Genomic DNA, 23359 nt, shown 5'->3' with positions numbered 1-23359 from the left:
TCAATGTCTCAGACGGTCTATATAGGACATTCATGGACAAGTTTTCGAGCCAAAAGAGCGCAGCGCAGTTCCTGTATCCGTCGATCGAGCCGTTCGACCGGCGGATGATGGACGTGGGCGACGGGCATACGATTTATGTCGAGCAATCTGGCAACCCCGAGGGCACGCCCGTTGTGGTGCTGCACGGTGGCCCCGGCGGCGGGTGCAGCCCGGCGATGCGGCGGTATTTCGATCCGAACCATTACCGGATCGTGCTGTTCGACCAGCGCGGCTGTGGCCGGTCGAAGCCCCATGCGAGTGTCGAGGACAACACGACCTGGCACCTTGTGGCGGATATCGAACGGATCCGCGAGGTGCTGGGTATCGACACCTGGATCGTCTTCGGCGGCAGCTGGGGCGCGACGCTGGCGCTGATCTACGGCCAGAGCCATCCGGAGGCGGTGGCGCACCTGGTGTTGCGGGGCGTCTTTACCATGACGCAGCGGGAGCTGGACTGGTTCTATGGCGGCGGTGCCGGGCGGTTCTGGCCCGAGACCTGGGCAAAGTTCCGGTCGCTGATCCCCGAGGACGAACAGGGCGACATGATCGGGGCCTATAACAAGCGGCTGTTTTCCGGCGACCGGGCCGAGGAAGTGCGGTTCGCCAAGGCGTGGAGCGCGTGGGAGAATGCGCTGGCCACGGTCAATTCCAGCGGCCAGAGCGGAGACAGCCCTGCGGATTACGCCCGCGCGTTCGCACGGTTGGAGAACCATTATTTCCGGCATAACGGCTTCCTGGGGCAGGACGGTTACATCTACGACAACATGGACAAGCTGGCGGAGACGCCCGGCGTGATCGTGCAGGGGCGGTACGACATGATCTGCCCGCCCGAGGCGGCGCATCGGCTGGCGGGGCTGTGGCCAAAGGGCGAGTTGCGGATCATCCCGGTGGCGGGGCACGCCCTGTCGGAACCGGGGATCAGTGCGGAACTGGTGAAGATCATGAACCGGATGGTGACGGTCGGTTAGCGGGCGGGGTCCCGGAGCGCCGTCATCCTCTGGCGTGACCAGAGGATCCCTGGCCCCGGGAGATCCCCGATCAAGTCGGGGATGACGTGCGCGGGAAGGGCTGACATCTGCGCAACCTGCTTTCCCCCTTGCAGACTCGGCCATCGAGTCGTATATGCCCTTTCAACAGCGGCGCGCTGGGGTCCACACCCGGCGCTCCACCGGGAAAGATCGACGGGCCGCGCGCCCGTTTTTTTGTGTTCGAAGGACCCATGAGCAACGACCTGATTGCAAAATCGTCGATGGATCGGCGGATCGCCGAGATCATTACCCCTGTCATCGAGGACATGGGGTTCGAGCTGGTGCGCGTGCGTCTGATGGGCGGCAAGACCGCCACGTTGCAGATCATGGCCGAGCGGCCCGAGGGCGGGATCGAGGTGGATGAATGCGCCGAGATTTCCACCGCCGTCAGCGCCGTACTGGACGTGGAGGACCCGATCGTCGATCAGTACACGCTGGAAGTGTCCAGCCCCGGCATCGACCGGCCGCTGACCCGGCTGAAGGATTTCGACGAGTTCGAGGGCTACGAGGCGAAGCTGGAGACCCACGAGCTGATCGACGGGCGCAAGCGGTTCAAGGGCGTTCTGACCGGGACCGAGGGCGGCGAGGTGCTGATCAACGTCGAGGAAGGCACGATCGGGCTGCATTTCGACTGGCTGGCGGATGCCAAGCTGGTGCTGACCGATGAGCTGATCAAGGACATGCTGAAGGCACGCAAGGAAGCGGGCGTTCTGAACGAAGACAATTTTGACGACATAGAGACTGACTCGTCCGAGGAGACCTGAGACAATGGCTATTACCTCTGCCAACCAGCTTGAGCTTTTGCAGACCGCCGAGGCGGTGGCGCGGGAGAAGATGATCGACCCGGGCCTTGTGATCGAGGCGATGGAAGAGAGCCTCTCGCGCGCGGCCAAGAGCCGGTACGGCGCCGAGATGGACATTCGCGTCAGCATCGACCGCAAGACCGGCAAGGCGACCTTCACCCGCGTGCGCACGGTGGTCGAGGACGAGGAGCTGGAGAATTACCAGGCGGAGTTCACCGTCGAGCAGGCCAAGCAGTACCTGGACGACCCCAAGGTCGGCGACACCTTCGTCGAGGAAGTGCCTCCGGTGGACATGGGCCGGATCGCCGCGCAGAGCGCCAAGCAGGTGATCCTGCAGAAGGTGCGCGAGGCCGAGCGTGACCGCCAGTACGAGGAATTCAAGGACCGGGCCGGCACGATCATCAACGGCGTGGTCAAGCGCGAGGAATACGGCAACGTCATCGTCGACGTGGGTGCGGGCGAAGCGATCCTGCGCCGGAACGAGAAGATCGGGCGCGAAAGCTATCGCCCGAACGACCGGATCCGGTGCTACATCAAGGATGTGCGCCGCGAGGCCCGTGGGCCGCAGATTTTCCTGAGCCGCACCGCGCCCGAGTTCATGGCGGAACTGTTCAAGATGGAAGTGCCGGAAATCTATGACGGCATCATCGAGATCAAGGCCGTGGCCCGTGACCCCGGCAGCCGCGCCAAGATCGCGGTGATTTCCTATGACAACTCGATCGACCCCGTGGGGGCCTGCGTGGGCATGCGCGGCAGCCGCGTGCAGGCCGTGGTGAACGAGTTGCAGGGCGAGAAGATCGACATCATCCCGTGGAACGAGGACCAGCCGACCTTCCTGGTGAACGCGCTGCAGCCCGCCGAGGTGAGCAAGGTGGTTCTGGACGAGGAAGCCGAGCGCATCGAGGTCGTGGTGCCCGAGGACCAGCTTTCGCTGGCCATCGGTCGCCGCGGTCAGAACGTGCGGCTGGCGAGCCAGCTGACCAACCTCGACATCGACATCATGACCGAGGCCGAGGACAGCGAGCGCCGTCAGAAGGAATTCGAGGAGCGCACCAAGCTGTTCATGGACACGCTGGACCTGGACGAGTTCTTTGCCCAGCTGCTGGTGTCGGAAGGCTTCACCAACCTCGACGAGGTCGCCTATGTCGAGATCGACGAGCTGCTGGTGATCGACGGCGTGGACGAGGACACCGCCAACGAATTGCAGGCGCGCGCGCGTGACGTTCTGGAAGCACAGGCCAAGGAAGCGCTGGAGAAAGCCCGCGCGCTGGGCGCCGAGGACAGCCTTATTGAATTCGAGGGCCTGACACCCCAGATGGTACAGGCACTGGCCGAGGACGGCGTGAAGACGCTGGAAGACTTCGCCACCTGCGCCGACTGGGAACTGGCGGGCGGCTGGACCACCGTGGACGGCGAGCGCGTCAAGGACGATGGCGTCCTGGAACCTTTCGAAGTGTCGCTGGAAGAGGCGCAGGACCTGGTGATGACCGCACGGGTCATGCTGGGCTGGGTCGATCCGTCGGATCTTGAGCCCGAGGCTGACGCCGAAGAGGGCGAAGAGTCCGAGGACGGCACCGCAGAGGAGGCCGAGGCCTGATGCGTCAGGCCTCGTAGGCGTTGATATGGGGCGCGGTGGGCAGCCCAAGGACCGGACGAATGGTCCCGAGCGCAAGTGCATTGCCACGGGCGAGGTGCGTCCGAAGCATGGCCTGATACGGTTCGCCATAAGCCCCGAGGGGCAGGTTGTGCCGGACATCCTGGAGAAACTGCCGGGCCGGGGCATCTGGGTGAGTTCGACGCGGCAGGCGCTGGAGATGGCCGTGAAGAAGGGCCTGTTCTCGCGCAGTGCCAAGCAGAGCGTTACGGTGCCCGACGGGCTGGTCGAGCAGGTCGAGGCGATGCTGGCGCGACGGGTGGTGGAGCTGCTGAGCCTGGCGCGCAAGGGCGGGCAGGCGGTGGCCGGATACGAGAAGGTCAAGGACTGGCTGGCCAAGGAAGAGGCCGAGGTCCTGATCCAGGCCAGCGACGGCTCGGCGCGCGGGAAGACGAAACTGAGCACGCCCTTTGGCGGCAGCTGGATCGGCTGGATCACCGCCGATGAGCTGGGCCAGGCATTCGGGCGTGAAACAAGCATCCACGCCGCACTCGCGGCTGGCGGTTTGTGCGAACGTGTTGTAGAGGAGGCGGCAAGACTCAAGGGCTTGCGCGTCACGGACGGGGACCGACCCCGCCGGAAAGGAAGTTGAGATAGATGAGCGACAACGACGGAAAGAAAACTCTGGGTGTACGTGGTGGCGGTCCTCGGTCGGGGAACGTGAAGCAGAGCTTCAGCCATGGCCGCACCAAGAACGTCGTGGTGGAAACCAAGCGCAAGCGGATCGTGAAACCGAAACCCGGGGCCGCGGCGCCTGCGCCGGGTGGCGCCAAGCCGGGTGCAGCCGGAGCAGGATCGAAACGCCCGGCGGGGATCTCCGACGAGGAGATGGAACGCCGGATGAGGGCGCTTGCCGCCGCGAAGGAACGCGAGTCGGAGGAAGCCGCGCAGCGTGAGGCCGAAGAGCGTGAGCGCGAGGAAGAGAAGATGCGCCGCCGCGAAGAGGCCGAGGCCAAGGAGCGCGAACAGCGCGAGGCCGAGGAACGCGCCAAGGCGAAGGCCGACGAGGAAGAGCGCAAGAAGCGCGAAGCAGCGGATGCCGCCAAGCAGGCTGCGGCCGCCGCCGCCGCACCGCCGACCGAAGATCAGCAGACCCGCCCGGCCAAGCAGGCGCCCCGCAGCAAGGCGCCCGAGCGCGACCAGCGTGGCGACGATGGCCGCGGCAAGGGCAAGGGTCGTGGCGACGACGGTGGACGCCGGGCCGGCAAGCTGACGCTGAACCAGGCGCTGTCGGGTGGCGAAGGCGGCCGGCAGAAATCCATGGCGGCGATGAAGCGCAAGCAGGAGCGTGCCCGGCAAAAGGCCATGGGCGGCGCGCAGGAGCGTGAAAAGGTCGTGCGCGACGTGCAGGTGCCCGAGGCGATCGTGGTCAGCGAGCTGGCCAACCGGATGGCCGAGCGCGTGGGCGACGTGGTCAAGGCGCTGATGAACAACGGCATGATGGTCACGCAGAACCAGTCGATCGACGCCGATACGGCCGAGCTGATCGTCGAGGAATTCGGTCACCGTATCGTCCGGGTCAGCGATTCGGACGTCGAGGACGTGATCGATTCGGTCGAGGACAAGGAAGCCGACCTGATGCCGCGTCCGCCGGTGATCACCATCATGGGTCACGTGGACCACGGCAAGACATCGCTGCTGGACGCGATTCGCGACGCCAAGGTGGTGGCCGGCGAGGCGGGGGGCATCACCCAGCATATCGGTGCCTACCAGGTGACGACCGACAGCGGTGCCGTGCTGAGCTTCCTCGATACGCCGGGTCACGCCGCGTTCACCAGCATGCGGGCCCGTGGCGCGCAGGTGACGGATATCGTGGTACTGGTGGTGGCTGCCGACGATTCGGTGATGCCGCAGACGATCGAGGCGATCAACCACGCCAAGGCCGCCAAGGTGCCGATGATCGTGGCGATCAACAAGTGCGACAAGCCCGAGGCGAACCCCGACAAGGTGCGCACCGAGCTGTTGCAGCACGAGGTGATCGTCGAGGCGATGTCGGGCGACGTGCAGGATGTCGAGGTGTCGGCCCAGACGGGTCAGGGCCTGGATGAGCTGCTGGAAGCCATCGCGCTGCAATCCGAGATCCTGGAGCTGAAAGCAAACCCGGACCGCGCCGCCGAAGGTGCGGTGATCGAGGCGCAGCTGGATGTGGGCCGTGGCCCCGTGGCGACGGTTCTTGTGCAGCGCGGCACGCTGAAACAGGGCGATATCTTCGTCGTGGGCGAGCAGTACGGCAAGGTCCGTGCGCTGATCAACGACCGGGGCGAGCGCGTTCAGGAAGCCGGGCCGTCGGTGCCTGTCGAGGTTCTTGGCCTCAACGGCACGCCCGAGGCGGGCGACGTTCTGAACGTGGTCAAATCCGAAGGTCAGGCGCGCGAGATTGCCGAGTACCGCGAGAAGGCGGCGAAGGAGAAACGCGCGGCGGCAGGCGCCGGCACGACGCTCGAACAGCTTCTGGCGCAGGCCAAGGAGAACGAGAACGTCAAGGAATTGCCGATCTTGGTGAAGGCCGACGTGCAGGGCTCTGCCGAGGCGATCGTCCAGGCAATGGAGAAGATCGGCAACGAGGAGGTGCGCGTGCGCGTGCTGCACTCGGGCGTGGGTGCCATTACAGAATCCGATATCGGCCTGGCCGAAGCGTCGGGTGCGCCCGTGATCGGCTTCAACGTGCGGGCCAACGCGCCGGCGCGGAATTCAGCGAACCAGAAGGGCGTCGAGATCCGCTATTACAGCGTGATCTATGACCTGGTGGATGACGTGAAGGCGGCCGCGAGCGGTCTGCTGGGTGCGGAAATCCGCGAGAACTTCATCGGCTATGCCGAGATCCGGGAAGTCTTCAAGGTCACCGGCGTCGGCAAGGTTGCGGGTTGTCTGGTGACCGAGGGTGTCGCCCGCCGGTCGGCCGGTGTGCGCCTGCTGCGCGATGACGTGGTGATCCACGAGGGCACGCTGAAGACGCTGAAGCGTTTCAAGGACGAAGTGTCGGAGGTTCAGTCGGGCCAGGAATGCGGCATGGCGTTCGAGAAATACGAGGACATCCGCGAAGGCGACGTGATCGAGATCTTCGAACGCGAGGAAGTCGAGCGGAACCTCGACTGAGCCGTGTCAGAGTCTGTTTTCGGGAAAGGGCGGCCTTTTGGGTCGCCCTTTTTCATGTGCTGAACCCAAGTCTTTTCTGAAAAGACTTGGCAAAAGCTTTCTGAAAGCTTTTGCGGCGCTCAGAGCCAGTCGCGGAGGATCGGGATGAGCGGCACGTCCGCGGGGGGCATGGGATAGTCGCGCAGCGCGTTGGGGCGGACCCATTTCAGGGTCTGGTTCTCGCGCGATCGGGGGGTGCCGTCCCACTTGCGGCAGGCAAAGAGCGGCATCAGCAGGTGGAAGTCGTCATAGCTGTGACTGGCGAAGGTCAGCGGCGCGAGGCAGCTTTCCCAGGTGTTGATGCCAAGCTCTTCTTCCAACTCGCGGATGAGCGCGACCTCGGGGGTCTCGCCGGGTTCGACCTTGCCGCCGGGAAACTCCCAGAGGCCGGCCATGGACTTGCCCTCGGGGCGTTGCGCCAGAAGGATGCGACCGTCGACGTCGATCAGGGCGACGGCGGACACCAGAACAGTTTTCATTGTCGCAATCCCGGACGGAAAACCGGAGCCCACTTTTCCTGTGATCGCTTCGGTTTCATGATCTGTAGTCGGCGTTGATCGAGATGTAGCCGTGGGTCAGGTCGCAGGTCCAGACATGGGCAGTGCCGCCCCCCAGACCGAGATCGACATGGATCGTGATCTCCTGGTTCCTCATGTGGGCGGCGCCGTCTTCTTCGCGATAATCGGGACTAACCCAGCCTTTTTCGGCCACCAGGGTATCGCCGAACCAGATCGAGAGCGTGTCACGGTCGGCCGGCGCGCCGGATTTGCCGATGGCCATGACGATGCGACCCCAGTTGGGATCTTCGCCGGCGATGGCGGTTTTCACCAGCGGCGAGTTGGCGATGGCGAGGCCGTGGGTCTTGGCGTCATTGTCGCTGGACGCGCCGGTGACGGAGATGGTGACGAACTTGGTCGCGCCTTCGCCGTCGCGGACGACCTGGTGCGCCAGGTCGAGCATGACGCCGCGCAGCGCCTCCATGAAGCCGACGCTTTGGTCGGTGACGCGCACGCCCGAGGCGCCGGTGGCGGCGACCAGCAGCGTGTCGGACGTGGAGGTGTCGCTGTCGACGGTGATGCAGTTGAAGGTCTTTTCGTTCAGGGCCGAGACCATCTGTTGCAGGTGTTCGCGGTCGATGGCGGCGTCGGTGAAGATGTAGACGAGCATCGTGGCCATGTCCGGCGCGATCATGCCCGAGCCCTTGGCGATGCCGGCGATGCGCACCTCCTGTCCATCGATCGTGATCGTGGCCGAGGCGCCCTTGGCAAACGTGTCGGTGGTCATGATCGCGCGGGCGGCATCCTCGATCCCGTCGGGCGACAGCTTGTCCGCGAGTTCGGACAGCTTCGCGGTGATGCGTTCGTGCTTGAGGGGTTCGCCGATGACGCCGGTGGACGCGCTGAAAATACGCGATTCCGGCAGGGATAGGGTCTGTGCGACGGCGTTCGTGACCGCCTTGACCGATGTGACGCCGTTGCGCCCGGTAAAGGCGTTGGAATTGCCCGAGTTGACGATGATCGCCGCGCCTTCCGCGGACTGGAACCCGATCTTTTCCTGGCAATCGAGCACGGCGGCGGAGCGCGTCGCGGACCGGGTGAAGACCCCCGCCATGACCGAGCCGGGGGCGAGCCGCGCCAGCATCACGTCCTTGCGGCCGGCATAGCGCACGCCGGCCTCGACACTGGCGAACTCAACCCCGCCGATGGCGGGAAGCTCTGGAAAGGTGGCAGGCGCCAGTGGCGAAACGGCGAGGGTCTTGGCCATTGTCAGTTCTCCAGGAGGTCGAGATTGGTGATCACGTTCGGGTCGATCCCCTCAAGGTCGACCTGGTCGATCTCGGCGTCGGATTTCAGGCCTTCGATGAAGGACTCGAGCGCGCCTTGCTGAAGCTGCGAGGACAGTTCCTCGCGCACGGTGTCGAGTGCGGGGCGTTCCTTGTTGCGGGTTTCGGCCAGGGTGATCACGTGCCAGCCGAACTGGGTTTCGACGGGGTCCGAGACCTCGCCCGGTTCGAGCGCCGCCACGGCGTCGAAGAACGGCGCGACCATGTCGGCGGCACCGAACCAGCCGAGATCGCCGCCGGAGGCGCCCGACGGACCGATGGATTTCTCGCGGGCGAGCGCGGCGAAATCGGCGTCGCCTTCGAGGGCGGTCACCAGCTCCTGCGCTTCTTCCTCGGTTTCGACGAGGATGTGCGAGGCGCGATACTCGGTCTCCTGGACATCGGCGGGGTATTGTTCCTCGTAGGCCGCCTGCAGGTCCTCTTCGGACGGGGCCTGTTGCATCACGCCGGCCATGACCTCGCCGGCGATGATGGCGCGCTCTTCGTTCTCGATCGAGACGCGGCTGCGCAGCGACGGCTCGCCGTCCAGAGACTGTTTCAGGAGCGTGTGCTGGATCAGCTGGTCGACGATGCCCTGCAACAGCAGGTTGGGCGGAAACTGGTCGTATTGCTGCGGCAAGGTGGCGCGGAGCGCGATGACATGCGCCAGCGTGATCTCGGTGCCGTTGACGGTGGCGACAACCTGCGACGGGTCGGCGGCGGGCGCATCAGTCTCTGTTTCAGCCGTATCCTGCGCCCAGGCGCCCTGCGCCAGCATCGCGGCGGTACAGGTTGCGGCGAGGATCGACTTGATCGGATGTGACATGGAAAACCCTTTGCTTTCTCGCGCCGGAACGCGACGCGTTGTGACGTTGACAGTCCATGAGCGGCCCCTTACATCGCCTTATGATCAAAGGCAGGGCCGTCCCCTTGGGCCCGTTCTAGGGCGGTGCGACGGACGGGGCAAGCGATTGCCATTCACGAGATAGCGAAAGACCGGAACGGATAGGATATGCTGGGTATTGGAACGGTTGCCAAGAAGATCTTTGGCACCCCGAACGACCGCAAGGTCAAGACGACCCGCCCGCTGGTGGAGAAGATCAACGCGCTGGAGCCCGAGTACGAGGCGCTCGATGATGCCGGACTGATCGCCAGGACCCAGGATTTCAAGAAACGCATCGCGGAGGGTGAGAGCCTGGATGCGATCCTGCCCGAAGCCTTTGCCAACTGCCGCGAGGCGGCGCGCCGGGCGCTTGGCCTGCGGGCCTTCGACGTGCAGCTGATGGGCGGTATCTTCCTGCACCAGGGCAATATCTCGGAGATGAAGACGGGCGAGGGCAAGACCCTCGTGGCGACCTTTCCGGCCTACCTGAACGCGCTGTCCGGCAAGGGCGTGCATATCGTGACGGTCAACGACTACCTCGCCAAGCGGGACGCCGAGTGGATGGGCAACGTGTTTTCCGCGCTGGGGATGACCACGGGCGTGGTCTATCCGCAGCAACCGGATGCCGAGAAGAAAGGCGCCTATGCCGCCGACATCACCTATGCGACCAACAACGAGCTTGGCTTCGATTACCTGCGCGACAACATGAAATCGAGCCTCGAGGAGATGGCGCAGCGCGGGCATTATTTCGCCATCGTCGACGAGGTGGACAGCATCCTGATCGACGAGGCGCGGACGCCGCTGATCATCTCGGGCCCGGCGCAGGACCGCAGCGAGCTTTACGTGACCATCGACGGGCTGATCCCCAGCCTGGAAGAAGATCACTACAAGATCGACGAGAAGACCAAGAACGTCACCTTCACCGACGAAGGCAACGAGTATATCGAAGAGCTGCTGCACCAGAAAGGTCTGCTGGAAGAGGGTCAGTCGCTCTACGATCCCGAGAGCACGACCATCGTGCACCACATGAACCAGGGTCTGCGGGCGCACAAGCTTTTCCTCAAGGACAGAGACTATATCGTCCGCGACAACGAGGTCGTGCTGATCGACGAGTTCACCGGGCGGATGATGGCCGGGCGGCGGCTGTCGGACGGTCTGCACCAGGCCATCGAGGCCAAGGAAGGCTGCGAGATCAAGCCCGAGAACGTGACGCTGGCGCAGGTGACGTTCCAGAACTATTTCCGCCTGTACGACAAGCTGTCGGGCATGACCGGCACGGCAACGACCGAGGCCGAGGAATTCGGGCAGATCTACGGGCTGGGCGTGGTCGAGGTGCCGACGAACAAGCCGATCGCGCGGGTGGACGAGGACGATGCCGTCTACCGGACCGCGCAGGAGAAGTTCGACGCGGTGGTCGACTCGATCAAGAAGGCGCATGAAAAGGGTCAGCCGATCCTTGTCGGCACCACCTCGATCGAGAAATCCGAAATGCTGAGCGAGCTGCTGAAGACAGCGGGGGTGAAGCACAACGTGCTGAACGCGCGCCAGCACGAGCAGGAGGCGCAGATCGTCGCCGACGCGGGCAAGCTGAACGCCGTGACCATCGCCACCAACATGGCCGGGCGCGGGACCGACATCAAGCTGGGCGGGAACCTGGATTTCAAGATCATGGAGGCGATTGCCGCCGATCCCGACGCCGATCCCGAGGAGCTGCGCAAGCGGCTGGAAGCCGGGCACAAGGATGACGAGCAGGCGGTGATCAACGCCGGTGGCCTGTTCGTTCTGGCCACGGAACGGCACGAAAGCCGCCGGATCGACAACCAGCTGCGCGGCCGGTCCGGCCGGCAGGGCGACCCGGGACGGTCGGCGTTCTTCCTGTCGCTGGACGATGACCTGATGCGCATTTTCGGCTCTGAACGGCTGGAAAAGGTGCTGTCGACGCTGGGGATGAAGGAAGGCGAGGCGATCATTCACCCGTGGGTGAACAAGAGCCTCGAGCGCGCGCAGGCGAAGGTCGAGGGCCGCAACTTCGACATCCGCAAGCAGCTGCTGAAATTCGACGACGTGATGAACGAACAGCGGAAGGTGATCTTCCGCCAGCGGCTGGACATCATGGAAGCCACGGATCTGTCGGAGATCATCAAGGACATGCGCGGCGAGGTGATCGACGACCTGATCGATCAGTACATGCCGCCCAAGACCTATGCCGACCAATGGGACATGGAAGGGCTCTATGCCGCCGTGATCGAACGGCTGAACCTGGATGTGCCGGTGATGGTCTGGGGCGACGAGGAAGGCGTGGACGACGACGAGATCGCCGACCGCCTGGAAGAGGCCGCCGACAAGATGATGGCCGAGAAGGCAGAGGCGTTCGGGTCGGAGCAGATGCGGATGATCGAGAAGCAGGTGCTGCTTCAGACCATCGACAGCAAATGGCGTGAACACCTTCTGACGCTGGAACATCTGCGCAGTGTCGTCGGCTTTCGCGGGTATGCGCAGCGCGACCCGCTGAACGAATACAAGAACGAGGCATTCGCGCTGTTCGAGTCGATGCTTAACAGCCTGCGCCAGGACGTGACGCAGCAGTTGGCCCGCATCCGTCCGATGACGGACGAAGAACAGCAGCAAATGCTGCGCGACCTGCGGGCCAAGCAGGCCGCGATGGCGCCGAAACCGTCCGAGACCGAGGAACGCGAGCCCGGTGCCGAGAGCCTGAAGGATCCCACCGGCGCCGCCTTGCCCGGCTTTGACGAGAACGACCCGACCACCTGGGGCAACCCGGGCCGGAACGAGGCGTGCCCCTGCGGTTCGGGCAAGAAGTTCAAGCATTGTCACGGGCGGCTGGGCTGACAAGGGGACGCCACAACTCGGCCTCAATGACTCCGCTGACGTGCCTTCAAGGGGCCACTTTCGCGCAATAGCGTTCGCTCGACCTATGACAGGTTTGGGAGATCGTTATGATCAAGCTGGGCAATCCGAAGCGTATCGTCATGGCCGGCGTGACCATGGGCTGTGCCCTTGGTATTGGCTACATCATGCAGTCCTCTGCGACCGACCGGACCGTGACGCAGTCGCCCGCGCCCCAAGTCGAGCCCGAGACAGCCGAGGCGTTCGCGCAGGCCTTCGTCGGTGGCACGCCCGCGCCCTCCGCCCCGGAGCCTGCGGCCCCGGCGCCGGTTTCAGCGCCCGAAGCGGTCCCCGCCCCGGTGGACGACAAGCTGGGAGCCGTTCAAACGGCCAAGGCCCCAACGCCGCCCGTGCCGATGGCCGATCCCGCCGACAAGGCCATTTTCCGGACCGCCGCGATGACGGGCGGGCAGAGCTTTGATGTCGACGGGCTTCAGATCGAGAGAGTGGCGCTGACGTCGGCCGAGCCGGTGCCGCCCGCGCCCGCTCCGCAGCCCAAGGCCTTGCCGGACACGCCGCTGGAACTGGCCGCGCTTCAGGATGCGCCCATTCGCACCTTCCCGAAGGAAGAGACGGCGCCGGCCCTGACCTGCGAAGGCGAGATCGAAATGACGGCAAGCCCCGCCGCCGCCGCGATGGTCCAGCTGGATCTGACCGCGCCGTGCGGGGCCAACACGCAGTTCACCCTGCACCATAACGGCATGATGTTCAGCGCGATCATCGACGATGACGGCGCGTGGTCGATGCAGGTGCCGGCGCTGGCGGAAAACGCGGTGTTCATCGCCGCCTTCGAGAGCGGCGAGGGCGCGGTGGCAACCACGAATGTCGATACGCTGGACCGTTACGACCGCTATGTCGTGCAATGGCAGGGCCGGAGCGGCATGGAGCTTCACGCGATGGAATACGGTGCCGATTACGGCGAGGACGGCCATGTCTGGCGCGATGCGGGGCGCGATGCGACCAGCGCCGAGACGGGCCTGGGCGGGTTCCTGCTGCGACTTGGCGAGGGCGTCATCGAGGAGACGACCCTGATGGCGGAAGTCTACACCTTTCCGACGCGGACTGCGCAGCGCGACGGCGAGGTGCAGGTCAGTCTCGAAGCCGAGATCAACGCCATGAATTGTGGACGCGACGTTGAAGCGCAGGCCCTGATCAAGCCGGGCGTCGGTGAAATGATGGCGCGGGATCTGACCATGGCCATCCCCGAGTGCGATGCCGTCGGCGACTTTCTGGTGTTGAAAAACCTGTACGAAGACCTGAAGATCGCGCGCAACTGACGCTGCGATCCGAGGGCATCCATGAAAATGTACCGTGCGGCGGCCTTCGCCGCACTTTTCCTTTTTGCGGGCGTATTTCCGGCCCATGCGCAGGACGTGACGCTGACCTCACGCGATGGCGACGTGGAAATCACCGGCAACCTGCTGGGGTTCGATGGTGAATTCTACCGCGTCGACACGATCTACGGCGAATTGACGGTCGACGGGTCCGGTGTGGATTGTGCCGGGCCGGGATGCCCCAACCTGGATACCTACGTCGCCGAGATCGTGTTTTCGGGTGCGCCGACGATCGGGCGGCTGCTGATGCCCGCGCTGGTCGAGGCTTTCGCGATCCGTGAGGGCTATGAAATGGAGCGCCATACGCTGGAGGATGGCAACCTTCTGTTGGCGATACATGATCCCGGCGAGGATCGCGTGGTCGGGGAGTTCGTGTTCCGCCTGACCAATTCCGACGAGGGGTTTGCCGACCTTATCGCGGATGTGGCGGACATCGCCATGTCGATGCGCGAGATCCGTCCCCAGGAAGTGTTCCTGGGCAAGGATGCCGCGCTGGGCGACATGTCGGCGCAGGGGCGCGGCCGGGTGATGGCGCTGGAGGCGCTGGTGCCGGTGGTGGCGCCCTCGAACCCGCTGCGGCAGGTGACCTTGTCGGAACTGGCACGCGTGCTGTCGGGGCAGGTCGACAACTGGGCCGGGCTGGGGGGGCCGGATGCGCCCATCGCGCTGCATCTTTTCGAGGAGACCAGCGGCTTGGGCCAGGCCACCGAAGACCTGGTGATGCGCCCCGCGGGCGTGGCGTTCGCCGAGGCGATCACGCGGCATCGGGACGGGGCCACGCTGGCCGAGGCCGTGGCCGGTGACCCTTTCGCGATGGGTCTGACGGCGCGGGCCGAGATCGGGAATACGGCGGCGCTTGCGCTTAGCGGCGAGTGCGGATTTGCCCTGAAGGCAACGCGCCGGGCGGTGAAGACCGAGGACTATCCGCTGACCGCGCCGATGTTCCTGTACCTGCCCGCACGGCGGCTGCCGAAGCTCGGGCGCGAGTTCCTGGCCTATCTGAAGGACCCGACGGCACAGCTGGTGATCCGGCGGGCGGGTTTCGTGGACCAGGCGCCCGAGGAAATCGGCATCGAGGAGCAGGGCGACCGCTTTGCCAATGCCATCGCGCAGGCGGGAGAGGAACTGGGGCTGGAGGAGCTGCAGCGGATGGTGGCGGCGCTGACGCCGCTGAAACGCCTGACGACGACCTTCCGATTCGAGGCCGGATCGGCGCGGCTGGACGCGCAGTCGCGGTCGAACGTGGCCCAGCTGGCGCGGGCGATGGAGGTCGGCAAGTACGACGCGCGGCGGCTGGTCTTCGTGGGGTTCAGCGACGGCGCGGGCCCGGCCGGGAACAACCGGCGGATTGCCTTGCGCCGCGCCGAAGCCGTGCGCAGTGCCGTGGTCGCGGCGGCGGAGACGGCGAACATGGACCGGATCGGCATGGAGCTGGAAGCCTTTGGCGAGGCGATGCCGATGGCCTGTGACGGGACCGGATGGGGTCGCCAGATCAACCGGCGGGTCGAGGTCTGGGTGAGATAGGGTCTAAATCAGGCCCTGGGCGCGGAAACTGGTTTCGCAGGATTTGCCGATGATGATGTGATCGTGCAGCGTGATGCCGAGCGCGCCCGCCGCCGTCTCGACCTGGATCGTCATGTCGATATCGGCCTGCGACGGTGTCGGATCGCCCGACGGGTGGTTGTGCACGAGGATGAGCGCACTGGCATTGAGATGCAGTGCGCGCTTGACCACCTCGCGCGGGTAGACGGGCACGTGATCGACGGTGCCGCGCGCCTGTTCCTCGTCGGCGATGAGCGTGTTGCGCCGATCGAGGTAGAAAACGCGGAACTGTTCGACATCCCGGTGCGCCATGGCGGTGTGGCAATAATCCAGCAGGGCATCCCAGCTGGAGACGATGGGGCGCTGCGCCACGCGCGAGCGCGCGAGGCGATGGGCGGCGGCCTCGACGATCTTGAGTTCGCAGATCACCGCCTCGCCCACGCCGGCCACGGCGCAAAGCTGGTCGAAGGGGGCGGAGATCACGGCATTGAAGCTGCCGAAGCGGTCCAGCAGGGCATGGGCCAGCGGTTTCACGTCGCGCCGGGGGATGGCGCGGAAAAGCACGAGTTCGAGCATCTCGTAATCGGGCAGCGCGGCGGCCCCGCCGGACATGAAACGGTCGCGCAGGCGCTTGCGGTGGTCGCGGATGTAGGAGGGTTGCCTGCCCGGCGCGCAGGCGGCGACGGGAACCTCGTCGCTGTCGAAGAGCGACAGGGGCATTTCCTTGAAGGCGCGCGAGTCGGACATGGCCCGATGGTGGCGCGGGAAGGTTAGTGAACGGTTAATGGCTGAAAGAAGGCCCCGGGTCAGGCCCGGGGCGGGGCTTTGCGTTGCGCGACGCCATCCCGGACCTGATCCGGGATCTCCGAGTTCAAGAGATCCTCGGGTCGAGCCCGAGGATGACGTTGACTGTGGGAGATCCTCGGGTCGCGCCCGAGGATGACGTTGACCGTGGGAGATCCCCGGGTCGAGTCCGGGGATGACATTGACTGTGGGAGGTCCCCGGGTCGCGCCCGGGGATGACCTCTGTGCGTCAGCTTTTCATCGAGTCCCAGAACCCCTTCACCGATTTGAAGAAGCTCTTGGTTTCCGGGTTGTTGTCCTCTGACAGCGTGTCGAATTCCTTGAGGATCTCCTTTTGCCGCGCCGTCAGGTTGACCGGGGTCTCCACGGCCAGTTCGATGAACATGTCGCCGTGACCGCCGCCGCGCAGGGCGGGCATGCCCTTGCCGCGCAGGCGCATCTGGCGGCCCGATTGCGAGCCTTCGGGGATCTTCACGCGGCTGCGGCCGCCGTCGATCGTGGGCACCTCGATGTCGCCGCCGAGCGCGGCCTTGGCCACGGACACGGGCACGCGGCAGAAGAGGTTGGTGTCCTCACGCTCGAAGATCTTGTGCGGCGCGACCTCGATGAAGATATACAGATCGCCCGCGGGACCCCCGCGCATTCCGGCCTCGCCTTCACCGGCCAGGCGGATGCGGGTGCCGGTCTCGACGCCGGCGGGGATGTTCACCGACAGCGAGCGGTCCTTCTGTACGCGGCCCTGGCCGCCACACACGTTGCACGGATTCTTGATGATCTGGCCCAGGCCCGAGCAGGTGGGGCAGGTGCGTTCGACCGTGAAGAACCCCTGTTGCGCACGGACCTTGCCCATGCCCGAACAGGTCGGACAGGTGGTCGGCTCGGCGCCGCCTTCGGCCCCGGAGCCGTCGCAGGCGTCACAGGCCACCGAGGTGGGCACGTTGATGGTTTTCTGCAGGCCGCGATAGGCCTCGTCGAGGTTGACGCGCAGATTGTAGCGCAGGTCGGCGCCACGCGCGGCGCGCTGACGTCCGCCGGCACCGCCACGGGCGCCGCCGCCCATGAAGTCGCCGAAGAGGTCGTCGAACACGTCGGAAAACGCGCTGGCGAAATCGCCCTGGCCGGGACCGGCCCCGCCGAACCCGCCGCCGGGGCGCGCGCCCGCGCCGGTGCCACCCTCGAAAGCCGCGTGACCGAAGCGGTCATAGGCCGCCTTCTTCTCGGCGTCCTTCAGGATGTCATAGGCCTCGCCCGCCTCCTTGAATTGCTTCTCGGCGTCGGGGTTGTCCTTGTTGCGGTCGGGGTGAAGCTCTTTGGCCTTGGTGCGGTAGGCTTTCTTGATCTCGTCGGCATTGGCACCTTTCGAGACGCCAAGAACGTCGTAATAATCGCGTTTGGCCATCGGATGTCTCCTTTGTATCGGAGAGCAGGGAGCGCCGCTGCGCCCCCTGCCTGTCCGTTTGACGCTTAAGCGCGTTTATCGTTGTCGAGGTCCTCGAAATCGGCGTCGACGATGTCTTCATCGTCCTTGCCCATTTCATCGGCCGCCGCAGGCTCGTCGTCGCCGTCTTCCTGGCTGGCCTTGTAGATCGCCTCGCCCAGCTTCATGGCGGCCTCGGTCACGTTCTGGATGCCCGCCTTGATCTTGTCGGCGGTGGCATCCTCTTTCTCGAGGTCGTCCTTGAGGGCCGAGATGGCCAGCTCGATGGCTTCGATGGTGGACGGGTCCACCTTGTCCGAATGCTCTTCCATCGACTTCTCGGTCGAGTGGATGAGGCTTTCGGCCTGGTTGCGGGCCTCGACCAGGGCGCGACGCTCCTTGTCGGCGTCGGCGTTTTCCTCGGCGTCCTTGACCATCTTGTCGATGTCTTCCTCGGACAGACCGCCCGACGCCTGGATCGTGATCTTCTGCTCCTTGTTCGTGCCCTTGTCCTTGGCCGACACGGAGACGATGCCATTGGCGTCGATGTCGAAGGTCACCTCGATCTGGGGCATGCCGCGCGGGGCCGGCGGGATGTCCTCGAGGTTGAACTGACCCAGAAGCTTGTTGTCCGCGGCCATCTCACGCTCGCCCTGGAAGACGCGGATCGTCACGGCCGACTGGTTGTCCTCGGCGGTGGAGAAGATCTGCGACTTGTTGGTCGGGATCGTGGTGTTGCGGTCGATCAGGCGGGTGAAGACACCGCCCAGGGTTTCGATGCCGAGCGAGAGCGGCGTGACGTCCAGAAGGACGACATCCTTGACGTCGCCTTGCAGAACGCCGGCCTGAATGGCGGCGCCCATTGCGACGACCTCGTCGGGGTTCACACCCTTGTGGGGTTCCTTGCCGAAGAACTTGGTCACTTCCTCGACCACCTTGGGCATACGGGTCATGCCGCCGACCAGGACGACCTCGTCGATGTCGCTGGCCGAGAGGCCCGCATCCTTGAGCGCGGCCTTGCAGGGCTTGAGCGAGTTGGTGATGAGGTCACCGACCAGGCTTTCCAGCTTGGCGCGGGTCAGCTTCATGACCATGTGCAGCGGCTGGCCGTTGGCGCCCATCGAGATGAACGGCTGGTTGATCTCGGTCTGGGACGAACTGGACAGCTCGATCTTGGCTTTCTCGGCGGCCTCTTTCAGACGTTGCAGCGCCATCTTGTCCTTGGTCAGGTCGACGCTGTGTTCCTTTTTGAACTCGTCGGCAAGGTAGTTGACGATGCGCATGTCGAAGTCTTCACCGCCGAGGAACGTGTCGCCGTTGGTGGATTTGACCTCGAAGAGGCCCTCGTCGATTTCGAGGATGGTCACGTCGAACGTACCGCCGCCAAGGTCGTAGACCGCGATGGTCTGGGTTTCTTCCTTGTCGAGGCCATAGGCCAGCGCGGCCGCGGTCGGCTCGTTGATGATGCGCAGCACTTCGAGACCGGCGATCTTGCCGGCGTCTTTCGTGGCCTGACGCTGGGCGTCGTTGAAATAGGCGGGCACGGTGATGACGGCTTGCGTCACTTCCTCGCCGAGATAGCTTTCGGCGGTCTCTTTCATCTTGCCGAGGATGAAGGCCGAGATCTGGCTGGGCGAATACTTGTCGCCCTTGGCGCGCACCCAGGCGTCGCCATTGCCACCGTCGATCACTTCGAACGGCATGTTCTTCTTGTCCTTGGCCAGATCGCTGTCGTCCGCGCGGCGACCGATCAGGCGCTTGACGCCGAAGATGGTGTTTTCGGGGTTGGTGACCGCCTGGCGTTTCGCCGGCTGGCCGACAAGGCGCTCTTCGTCGGTGAAGGCGACGATCGAGGGCGTCGTCCGGGCGCCTTCGGAGTTTTCGATGACGCGGGCTTGCGAACCATCCATGATGGCGACGCAGCTGTTGGTGGTTCCGAGGTCAATACCAATGACTTTGGACATGTTTTTCGATCCCTTCTGTTCTTAAGGCGATTGAGGGGCGACCGGACCCGTTAAAGGCATCTGGCCACCGTGTGAGTTGCAGATCCCGAAAGCGGTCTCTGCGCTTCGGACGGTATATAGGCAGGGGAATATGGCCCTGCAAGCGGTTGAAAAGCGGTGAATCGCAGGATTCGGGTTTTAATTTGGCGGATTCGATGGAATCCGGGGAGACATGACCGACGAGACGCTTCAGATACGCGGATTTCGCATTTTCAAGGGATATCTTGAAGCCGCGGAGCAGGCCGCGCTGGTGGACGCTTTGCGGGGCGTGGTGCGCACGGCGCCGCTGTTTTCGCCGATGACGCCCTATGGCAAGCCGATGCGGGTCAGGATGACCTCGGCGGGGCGCTATGGCTGGGTGTCGGACCGGCGCGGATACCGCTACGAGGAGCGGCACCCCGAGGGCATGGCCTGGCCGCCGATCCCCGAGGAGGTTCTGTCGATCTGGCGGGACCTGGTGAGCGCCGAGAGGATGCCGGATTGCTGCCTGGTGAATTTCTACGATGCCGACGCGCGGATGGGGATGCACCAGGACCGGGACGAGGCCGATTTCGGCTGGCCGGTGCTGTCCGTGTCGCTGGGCGACGAGGGGCTGTTCCGCATCGGGAACGCGACGCGGGGCGGCAAGACCGAGTCGCACTGGTTGCAGTCGGGGGACGTGGTGGTGATGGGCGGCGACGCGCGGCTGACCTATCACGGGATCGACCGGATCAGGCCGGGCACCTCTATGCTGCTGGAACATCCGGGGCGCATCAACCTGACATGCCGGGTGGTGGACTGACCACAGCCGCACCTAGCGCGACAGGTTGCAGCAGCCGGTCAGGTAGGTGACGCCCGATTCCTCGGTCACAAAGAGGTCGACGCTCATGCCATAGAAGCGGTCGGACATGCCGTCGGTGCAGGCATCGCGCTGGAACATGAAGGTGAAGACTTCTTGGGTCTGCGACTGGCCGAATATGGCGTAGCGGTCCGTCCGGTTCTCCGACGTGACCGGATTGAGAGTGGAGACAGAGACCGGGTCTTCGTCCATGCGGTCGAGAGTGGCGCTGGCGGTGCGCGCGACTTCGAGCGACCAGAACGGTTCGGTGCCGGTGCAGACAAGGGGGCGGGGCAGTTCATCGTCGGGCTGGTCGGCGCGGCGCGTGAGGAAACGCGCGGCGACCCAGCCGGACTGTTCCTCGACATTGATGCGCGCCCACTCGCGTTTTTCGTCGAAGCCCACGACCTCGATATAGGTGGCGCCGGCGTCCAGCTTGGCGACGATGGAATTGCCGACGCCGGGCGCGGCGCGCACGTTCAGGACATCGTCAGGCGCCACGCCGGACACGTCGTAGAAGGCGGGCACGGCCTGCGCGTGGGCAAGGCTGGCCCAGAGCGACAGAAGACAGGCTGACAGGACTGCTTTCATCGGCGGGCGTACCAGCTGCTGGAGGCGAACTGACGCGTGTAGAACTCTGCCAGCAGGCCGAGAACAAGCAGGACACAGCCGACGATCAGGGCATACTGGGCGTTGGTGTTGTGCGGGAAATAGTTGGCGAACACGTAGCCGCGACACTGGTCGATGGCGTGAAACAGCGGATTCCAGTCGAACATGGCCAGCATGTAGCCGGGCAGCGTGTTGGCGACGAAAAGCTTGCCCGACGCAATCATGTTGGCGCGGGTGTAGACGACCTGGACGATGTTCACGGCGGTCGGAAACCAGGGTTTCGCCGCCATGATCAGCAGCCCGACGCCGCAGCCCGTGAACCAGGCCAGGAGAAGCATCCCCAGGGCGCCGATCGGATTGTCGATCTCGATCCGTTGAAAGGCGGTGTGATATACGAACAGGATCACCAGGGCGGACAGCACCTGGATATACAGGGCCCCCAGTGCGGCGGACGTGATGGAGATCACCGTGTTCATCGGCGCATGCTGCATCATCGGGGAGGACGGCCCCGCCGCCCCGGCGACCGCACCAAGGGATTTGACGTGGGTGAGATAAAGGAACACGCCGGACATCATGTAGAGCATGAAATCGCCGCGCAGCTTGGCGCCCCGCAGGCCCAGCACCGTGAACATGAAATAGAAGGCGAGGACGAAGATGATCGCCGTGCTGATATTGACGAACAGCGCCATGAAGGCGTTGCCATGCGTGCTGCGCACATCCCGGACGGTGGTGTGGTAGATCAGCTCGCAGATCGTCACGATGGACGACAGCAGGGATTTCTTGCGCGTGTTCTGAAACATGACCTGTCTGGACCGGCTGCCTTTTGCTGAAATCTCACACGGAATTCTTGCCGTTCCGTTAGTGACGCAGCATAAGGGGCGCGCAACATTCCCGCAACAAACGCCTTTGCGGACTGTGAAAAAGAATTGGAGCAGGGTTTGGATTACGACAAACTTGTCACGGTGATGCGCCGGCTGGCGCTGGAAGCCGGCGATCGGATCATGGAGATCTACGACGCCGACGATTTCGATGTGAAGGTGAAGTCCGACGACAGCCCGGTCACGGCGGCGGACGAGGCGGCGGACAAGATCATCTCGGACGGGCTGCGCGCGGCGTTTCCCGATGTGACTCTGATCACCGAGGAACAGGCCGACACCCACGGCGCGCGGGCCGATACGTTCCTGATCGTCGATCCGCTGGACGGAACGAAGGAATTCATCCACCGCCGCGGCGACTTTACGGTCAATATCGCCTATGTCGAGAACGGCGTGCCCACGCGTGGCGTGGTCTATGCACCGGCCAAGGGCCGGATGTTCTTTACCCGGGCCGATGGCACGTCGGTCGAGGAAACCGGGCCGTTCGCCCGCCACAAGTCGGGCGCGCTGACCGACATCGGCGTCTCGGATCCCGACAATGAGGCGCTGATGGTGGTGGCCAGCAAGTCCCACCGGGATCAGGCCACGGACGACTATATCGGCAAGTATGCGGTGAAGGACATGACAAGCGCCGGGTCCTCCCTGAAATTCTGCCTGGTCGCGACCGGCGAGGCGGATATCTATCCGCGCCTGGGCCGGACGATGGAATGGGACACCGCCGCCGGGCACGCCGTGCTGGCGGGGGCCGGCGGCCGGGTCGTGCGGTTCGATGACCAGACGCCGCTGACCTATGGCAAGGCGGACTTCGCAAACCCCTTCTTCATCGGCCACGCGCCCGGCGTCGAGCTGAAGCCCGCCTGATGAGTGTCCTGATCGTCATTCCGGCGCGATATGCCTCGAGCCGTTTTCCGGGCAAGCCTCTGGCGATGCTGCGCGGCGTCGACGGGACCTCGAAAAGCCTGATCGAGCGCAGTTGGCGTGCCGCGCAGAGCGTGGCCGGCGTCGCGCAGGTGGTCGTGGCCACGGATGACGCCCGGATCGAGGACGCGGCGCGCGCCTTTGGCGCGGAGGTGGTGATGACGTCGCCGGACTGCGCCAACGGAACCGAGCGCTGTGCAGAGGCGCTGCGCAGCGTCGGGGAGGACTACGAGATCGTGGTCAACCTGCAGGGCGATGCGCCGCTGACGCCGCACTGGTTCGTCGAGGATCTTGTCGCCGGGATGCGCAGCGACCCGCAGGCCGACGTGGCCACCCCGGTGCTGCGCTGCGATGGTCGTGCGCTCAACGGGTTTCTGCAGGACCGGGCGAATGGGCGTGTCGGCGGGACGACGGCCGTTTTCAGCCGATCTCGGCATGCGCTCTACTTCTCCAAGGAAGTCATTCCCTATACTTCGGACGTATATGACGACGGGGCAAATACCCCGGTCTTTCACCATGTGGGCGTCTATGCCTACAGACCGGAGGCGTTGTACGCCTATGGCGACTGGTCGGCAGGTCCGCTGGAACAGCTGGAAGGCCTGGAACAGTTGCGGTTTCTCGAGAACGGGCGCGCTATCCTGTGCGTCGAGGTCGAGGCACGCGGACGGCAATTCTGGGAACTCAACAACCCGGAAGATATTGAGAGAATAGAAGGCATGATGCGCGAGATGCACATGTCATGAGCAATACGAGATGAAGGCACGAGGTT

Annotated in this window: 19 protein-coding genes; 11 read left to right on the top strand and 8 right to left on the bottom strand. The window is 64.6% G+C overall.

The genetic code is table 11. The annotated features are described in order from the left end of the window. Positions 1-32 precede the first annotated feature (32 nt). The 5 genes from pip (at position 33) to infB (ending at position 6620) form a co-directional block, all read left to right on the top strand. Positions 33-1007 (top strand): prolyl aminopeptidase, encoded by a 975-nt coding sequence (pip, locus tag KUV49_RS04245; RefSeq protein ID WP_222451763.1) that lies wholly within the window; start codon positions 33-35, stop codon positions 1005-1007. 251 nt (positions 1008-1258) lie between these two features. Continuing rightward, positions 1259-1831: a ribosome maturation factor RimP gene (gene rimP, locus KUV49_RS04240; RefSeq protein ID WP_222451762.1), complete on the top strand. Its 573-nt coding sequence runs from the start codon at positions 1259-1261 to the stop codon at positions 1829-1831. 4 nt (positions 1832-1835) lie between these two features. Beyond that, complete coding sequence (gene nusA, locus KUV49_RS04235; RefSeq protein WP_222451761.1) at positions 1836-3467, top strand: transcription termination factor NusA; 1632 nt, start codon at positions 1836-1838, stop codon at positions 3465-3467. Positions 3468-3492: 25 nt separating this feature from the next. Then, positions 3493-4116 (top strand): RNA-binding protein, encoded by a 624-nt coding sequence (locus tag KUV49_RS04230; RefSeq protein ID WP_222451760.1) that lies wholly within the window; start codon positions 3493-3495, stop codon positions 4114-4116. A 5-nt stretch (positions 4117-4121) separates the two neighbouring features. Then, positions 4122-6620: a translation initiation factor IF-2 gene (gene infB, locus KUV49_RS04225; protein WP_222451759.1), complete on the top strand. Its 2499-nt coding sequence runs from the start codon at positions 4122-4124 to the stop codon at positions 6618-6620. 119 nt (positions 6621-6739) lie between these two features. Here the strand turns inward: infB and KUV49_RS04220 are convergent, their stop codons facing one another. The 3 genes from KUV49_RS04220 to KUV49_RS04210 are packed head-to-tail and all read right to left on the bottom strand — an operon-like array spanning position 6740 to position 9307. Next, complete coding sequence (locus KUV49_RS04220) at positions 6740-7138, bottom strand: (deoxy)nucleoside triphosphate pyrophosphohydrolase (protein WP_222451758.1); 399 nt, start codon at positions 7136-7138, stop codon at positions 6740-6742. 55 nt (positions 7139-7193) lie between these two features. Next, a complete protein-coding gene (gene argJ, locus KUV49_RS04215; RefSeq protein ID WP_222451757.1) occupies positions 7194-8423 on the bottom strand; it encodes a bifunctional glutamate N-acetyltransferase/amino-acid acetyltransferase ArgJ in 1230 nt (409 codons plus the stop codon). A gap of 2 nt (positions 8424-8425) precedes the next feature. After that, positions 8426-9307, bottom strand: coding sequence for a peptidylprolyl isomerase (locus KUV49_RS04210; RefSeq protein WP_222451756.1), 882 nt, complete (start codon positions 9305-9307; stop codon positions 8426-8428). A 186-nt stretch (positions 9308-9493) separates the two neighbouring features. Here KUV49_RS04210 and secA point away from each other — a divergent pair, with 186 nt between their 5' ends. From secA to KUV49_RS04195, 3 genes are all read left to right on the top strand, one after another. After that, on the top strand, positions 9494-12214 hold the full coding sequence (secA, locus tag KUV49_RS04205) for a preprotein translocase subunit SecA (RefSeq protein WP_222451755.1): 2721 nt from the start codon (positions 9494-9496) through the stop codon (positions 12212-12214). A 107-nt stretch (positions 12215-12321) separates the two neighbouring features. After that, positions 12322-13548, top strand: coding sequence for a hypothetical protein (locus KUV49_RS04200; protein WP_222451754.1), 1227 nt, complete (start codon positions 12322-12324; stop codon positions 13546-13548). A gap of 21 nt (positions 13549-13569) precedes the next feature. Beyond that, positions 13570-15129, top strand: a complete 1560-nt coding sequence (locus KUV49_RS04195; protein ID WP_222451753.1) for a substrate-binding domain-containing protein — start codon at positions 13570-13572, stop codon at positions 15127-15129. Positions 15130-15132: 3 nt separating this feature from the next. Here KUV49_RS04195 and radC read toward each other — a convergent pair whose 3' ends face one another. The 3 genes from radC to dnaK all read right to left on the bottom strand — a co-directional run bounded on the left by radC (position 15133) and on the right by dnaK (position 19332). Beyond that, positions 15133-15894, bottom strand: a complete 762-nt coding sequence (gene radC / locus KUV49_RS04190; protein ID WP_222451752.1) for a RadC family protein — start codon at positions 15892-15894, stop codon at positions 15133-15135. A 286-nt stretch (positions 15895-16180) separates the two neighbouring features. Beyond that, positions 16181-17350 carry a molecular chaperone DnaJ gene (gene dnaJ, locus KUV49_RS04185; RefSeq protein WP_222451751.1) on the bottom strand — a complete coding sequence of 390 codons (1170 nt, stop codon included), beginning with the start codon at positions 17348-17350 and terminating at the stop codon, positions 16181-16183. A gap of 65 nt (positions 17351-17415) precedes the next feature. Then, complete coding sequence (gene dnaK / locus KUV49_RS04180; protein ID WP_222451750.1) at positions 17416-19332, bottom strand: molecular chaperone DnaK; 1917 nt, start codon at positions 19330-19332, stop codon at positions 17416-17418. Positions 19333-19543: 211 nt separating this feature from the next. Here dnaK and KUV49_RS04175 point away from each other — a divergent pair, with 211 nt between their 5' ends. Further along, positions 19544-20152, top strand: coding sequence for an alpha-ketoglutarate-dependent dioxygenase AlkB family protein (locus KUV49_RS04175; protein ID WP_222451749.1), 609 nt, complete (start codon positions 19544-19546; stop codon positions 20150-20152). Between the two features lie 12 nt (positions 20153-20164). Here KUV49_RS04175 and KUV49_RS04170 read toward each other — a convergent pair whose 3' ends face one another. Further along, the gene (locus tag KUV49_RS04170) at positions 20165-20779 is read right to left on the bottom strand and encodes an SH3 domain-containing protein (RefSeq protein WP_222451748.1); all 615 of its coding nucleotides are present in this window, start codon (positions 20777-20779) and stop codon (positions 20165-20167) included. After that, positions 20776-21597, bottom strand: coding sequence for an ABC transporter permease (locus KUV49_RS04165; RefSeq protein WP_222451747.1), 822 nt, complete (start codon positions 21595-21597; stop codon positions 20776-20778). Before KUV49_RS04165 ends, KUV49_RS04170 begins: the two co-directional genes overlap by 4 nt. A gap of 138 nt (positions 21598-21735) precedes the next feature. On the opposite strand from KUV49_RS04165, the gene cysQ reads away from it, so the two are divergent. Further along, positions 21736-22533 carry a 3'(2'),5'-bisphosphate nucleotidase CysQ gene (gene cysQ, locus KUV49_RS04160; RefSeq protein ID WP_222451746.1) on the top strand — a complete coding sequence of 266 codons (798 nt, stop codon included), beginning with the start codon at positions 21736-21738 and terminating at the stop codon, positions 22531-22533. Beyond that, the gene (locus KUV49_RS04155) at positions 22533-23333 is read left to right on the top strand and encodes a 3-deoxy-manno-octulosonate cytidylyltransferase (RefSeq protein ID WP_222451745.1); all 801 of its coding nucleotides are present in this window, start codon (positions 22533-22535) and stop codon (positions 23331-23333) included. Before cysQ ends, KUV49_RS04155 begins: the two co-directional genes overlap by 1 nt. Positions 23334-23359: the final 26 nt, after the last annotated feature.

This window comes from Roseovarius atlanticus, from assembly GCF_019802205.1.
GTDB classification, from domain to species: domain Bacteria; phylum Pseudomonadota; class Alphaproteobacteria; order Rhodobacterales; family Rhodobacteraceae; genus Roseovarius; species Roseovarius atlanticus_A.
This window is presented reverse-complemented; position numbering and strand designations above follow the sequence as displayed.

What these genes read in the sequence shown, in the direction of transcription:
- pip (WP_222451763.1), top strand. Translation starts at nt 33, where the DNA reads ATGGACAAGTTTTCGAGCCAAAAGAGCGCAGCGCAGTTCCTGTATCCG.
- rimP (WP_222451762.1), top strand. Translation starts at nt 1,259, where the DNA reads ATGAGCAACGACCTGATTGCAAAATCGTCGATGGATCGGCGGATCGCC.
- nusA (WP_222451761.1), top strand. Translation starts at nt 1,836, where the DNA reads ATGGCTATTACCTCTGCCAACCAGCTTGAGCTTTTGCAGACCGCCGAG.
- KUV49_RS04230 (WP_222451760.1), top strand. Translation starts at nt 3,493, where the DNA reads ATGGGGCGCGGTGGGCAGCCCAAGGACCGGACGAATGGTCCCGAGCGC.
- infB (WP_222451759.1), top strand. Translation starts at nt 4,122, where the DNA reads ATGAGCGACAACGACGGAAAGAAAACTCTGGGTGTACGTGGTGGCGGT.
- KUV49_RS04220 (WP_222451758.1), bottom strand. Translation starts at nt 7,138, where the DNA reads ATGAAAACTGTTCTGGTGTCCGCCGTCGCCCTGATCGACGTCGACGGT.
- argJ (WP_222451757.1), bottom strand. Translation starts at nt 8,423, where the DNA reads ATGGCCAAGACCCTCGCCGTTTCGCCACTGGCGCCTGCCACCTTTCCA.
- KUV49_RS04210 (WP_222451756.1), bottom strand. Translation starts at nt 9,307, where the DNA reads ATGTCACATCCGATCAAGTCGATCCTCGCCGCAACCTGTACCGCCGCG.
- secA (WP_222451755.1), top strand. Translation starts at nt 9,494, where the DNA reads ATGCTGGGTATTGGAACGGTTGCCAAGAAGATCTTTGGCACCCCGAAC.
- KUV49_RS04200 (WP_222451754.1), top strand. Translation starts at nt 12,322, where the DNA reads ATGATCAAGCTGGGCAATCCGAAGCGTATCGTCATGGCCGGCGTGACC.
- KUV49_RS04195 (WP_222451753.1), top strand. Translation starts at nt 13,570, where the DNA reads ATGAAAATGTACCGTGCGGCGGCCTTCGCCGCACTTTTCCTTTTTGCG.
- radC (WP_222451752.1), bottom strand. Translation starts at nt 15,894, where the DNA reads ATGTCCGACTCGCGCGCCTTCAAGGAAATGCCCCTGTCGCTCTTCGAC.
- dnaJ (WP_222451751.1), bottom strand. Translation starts at nt 17,350, where the DNA reads ATGGCCAAACGCGATTATTACGACGTTCTTGGCGTCTCGAAAGGTGCC.
- dnaK (WP_222451750.1), bottom strand. Translation starts at nt 19,332, where the DNA reads ATGTCCAAAGTCATTGGTATTGACCTCGGAACCACCAACAGCTGCGTC.
- KUV49_RS04175 (WP_222451749.1), top strand. Translation starts at nt 19,544, where the DNA reads ATGACCGACGAGACGCTTCAGATACGCGGATTTCGCATTTTCAAGGGA.
- KUV49_RS04170 (WP_222451748.1), bottom strand. Translation starts at nt 20,779, where the DNA reads ATGAAAGCAGTCCTGTCAGCCTGTCTTCTGTCGCTCTGGGCCAGCCTT.
- KUV49_RS04165 (WP_222451747.1), bottom strand. Translation starts at nt 21,597, where the DNA reads ATGTTTCAGAACACGCGCAAGAAATCCCTGCTGTCGTCCATCGTGACG.
- KUV49_RS04155 (WP_222451745.1), top strand. Translation starts at nt 22,533, where the DNA reads ATGAGTGTCCTGATCGTCATTCCGGCGCGATATGCCTCGAGCCGTTTT.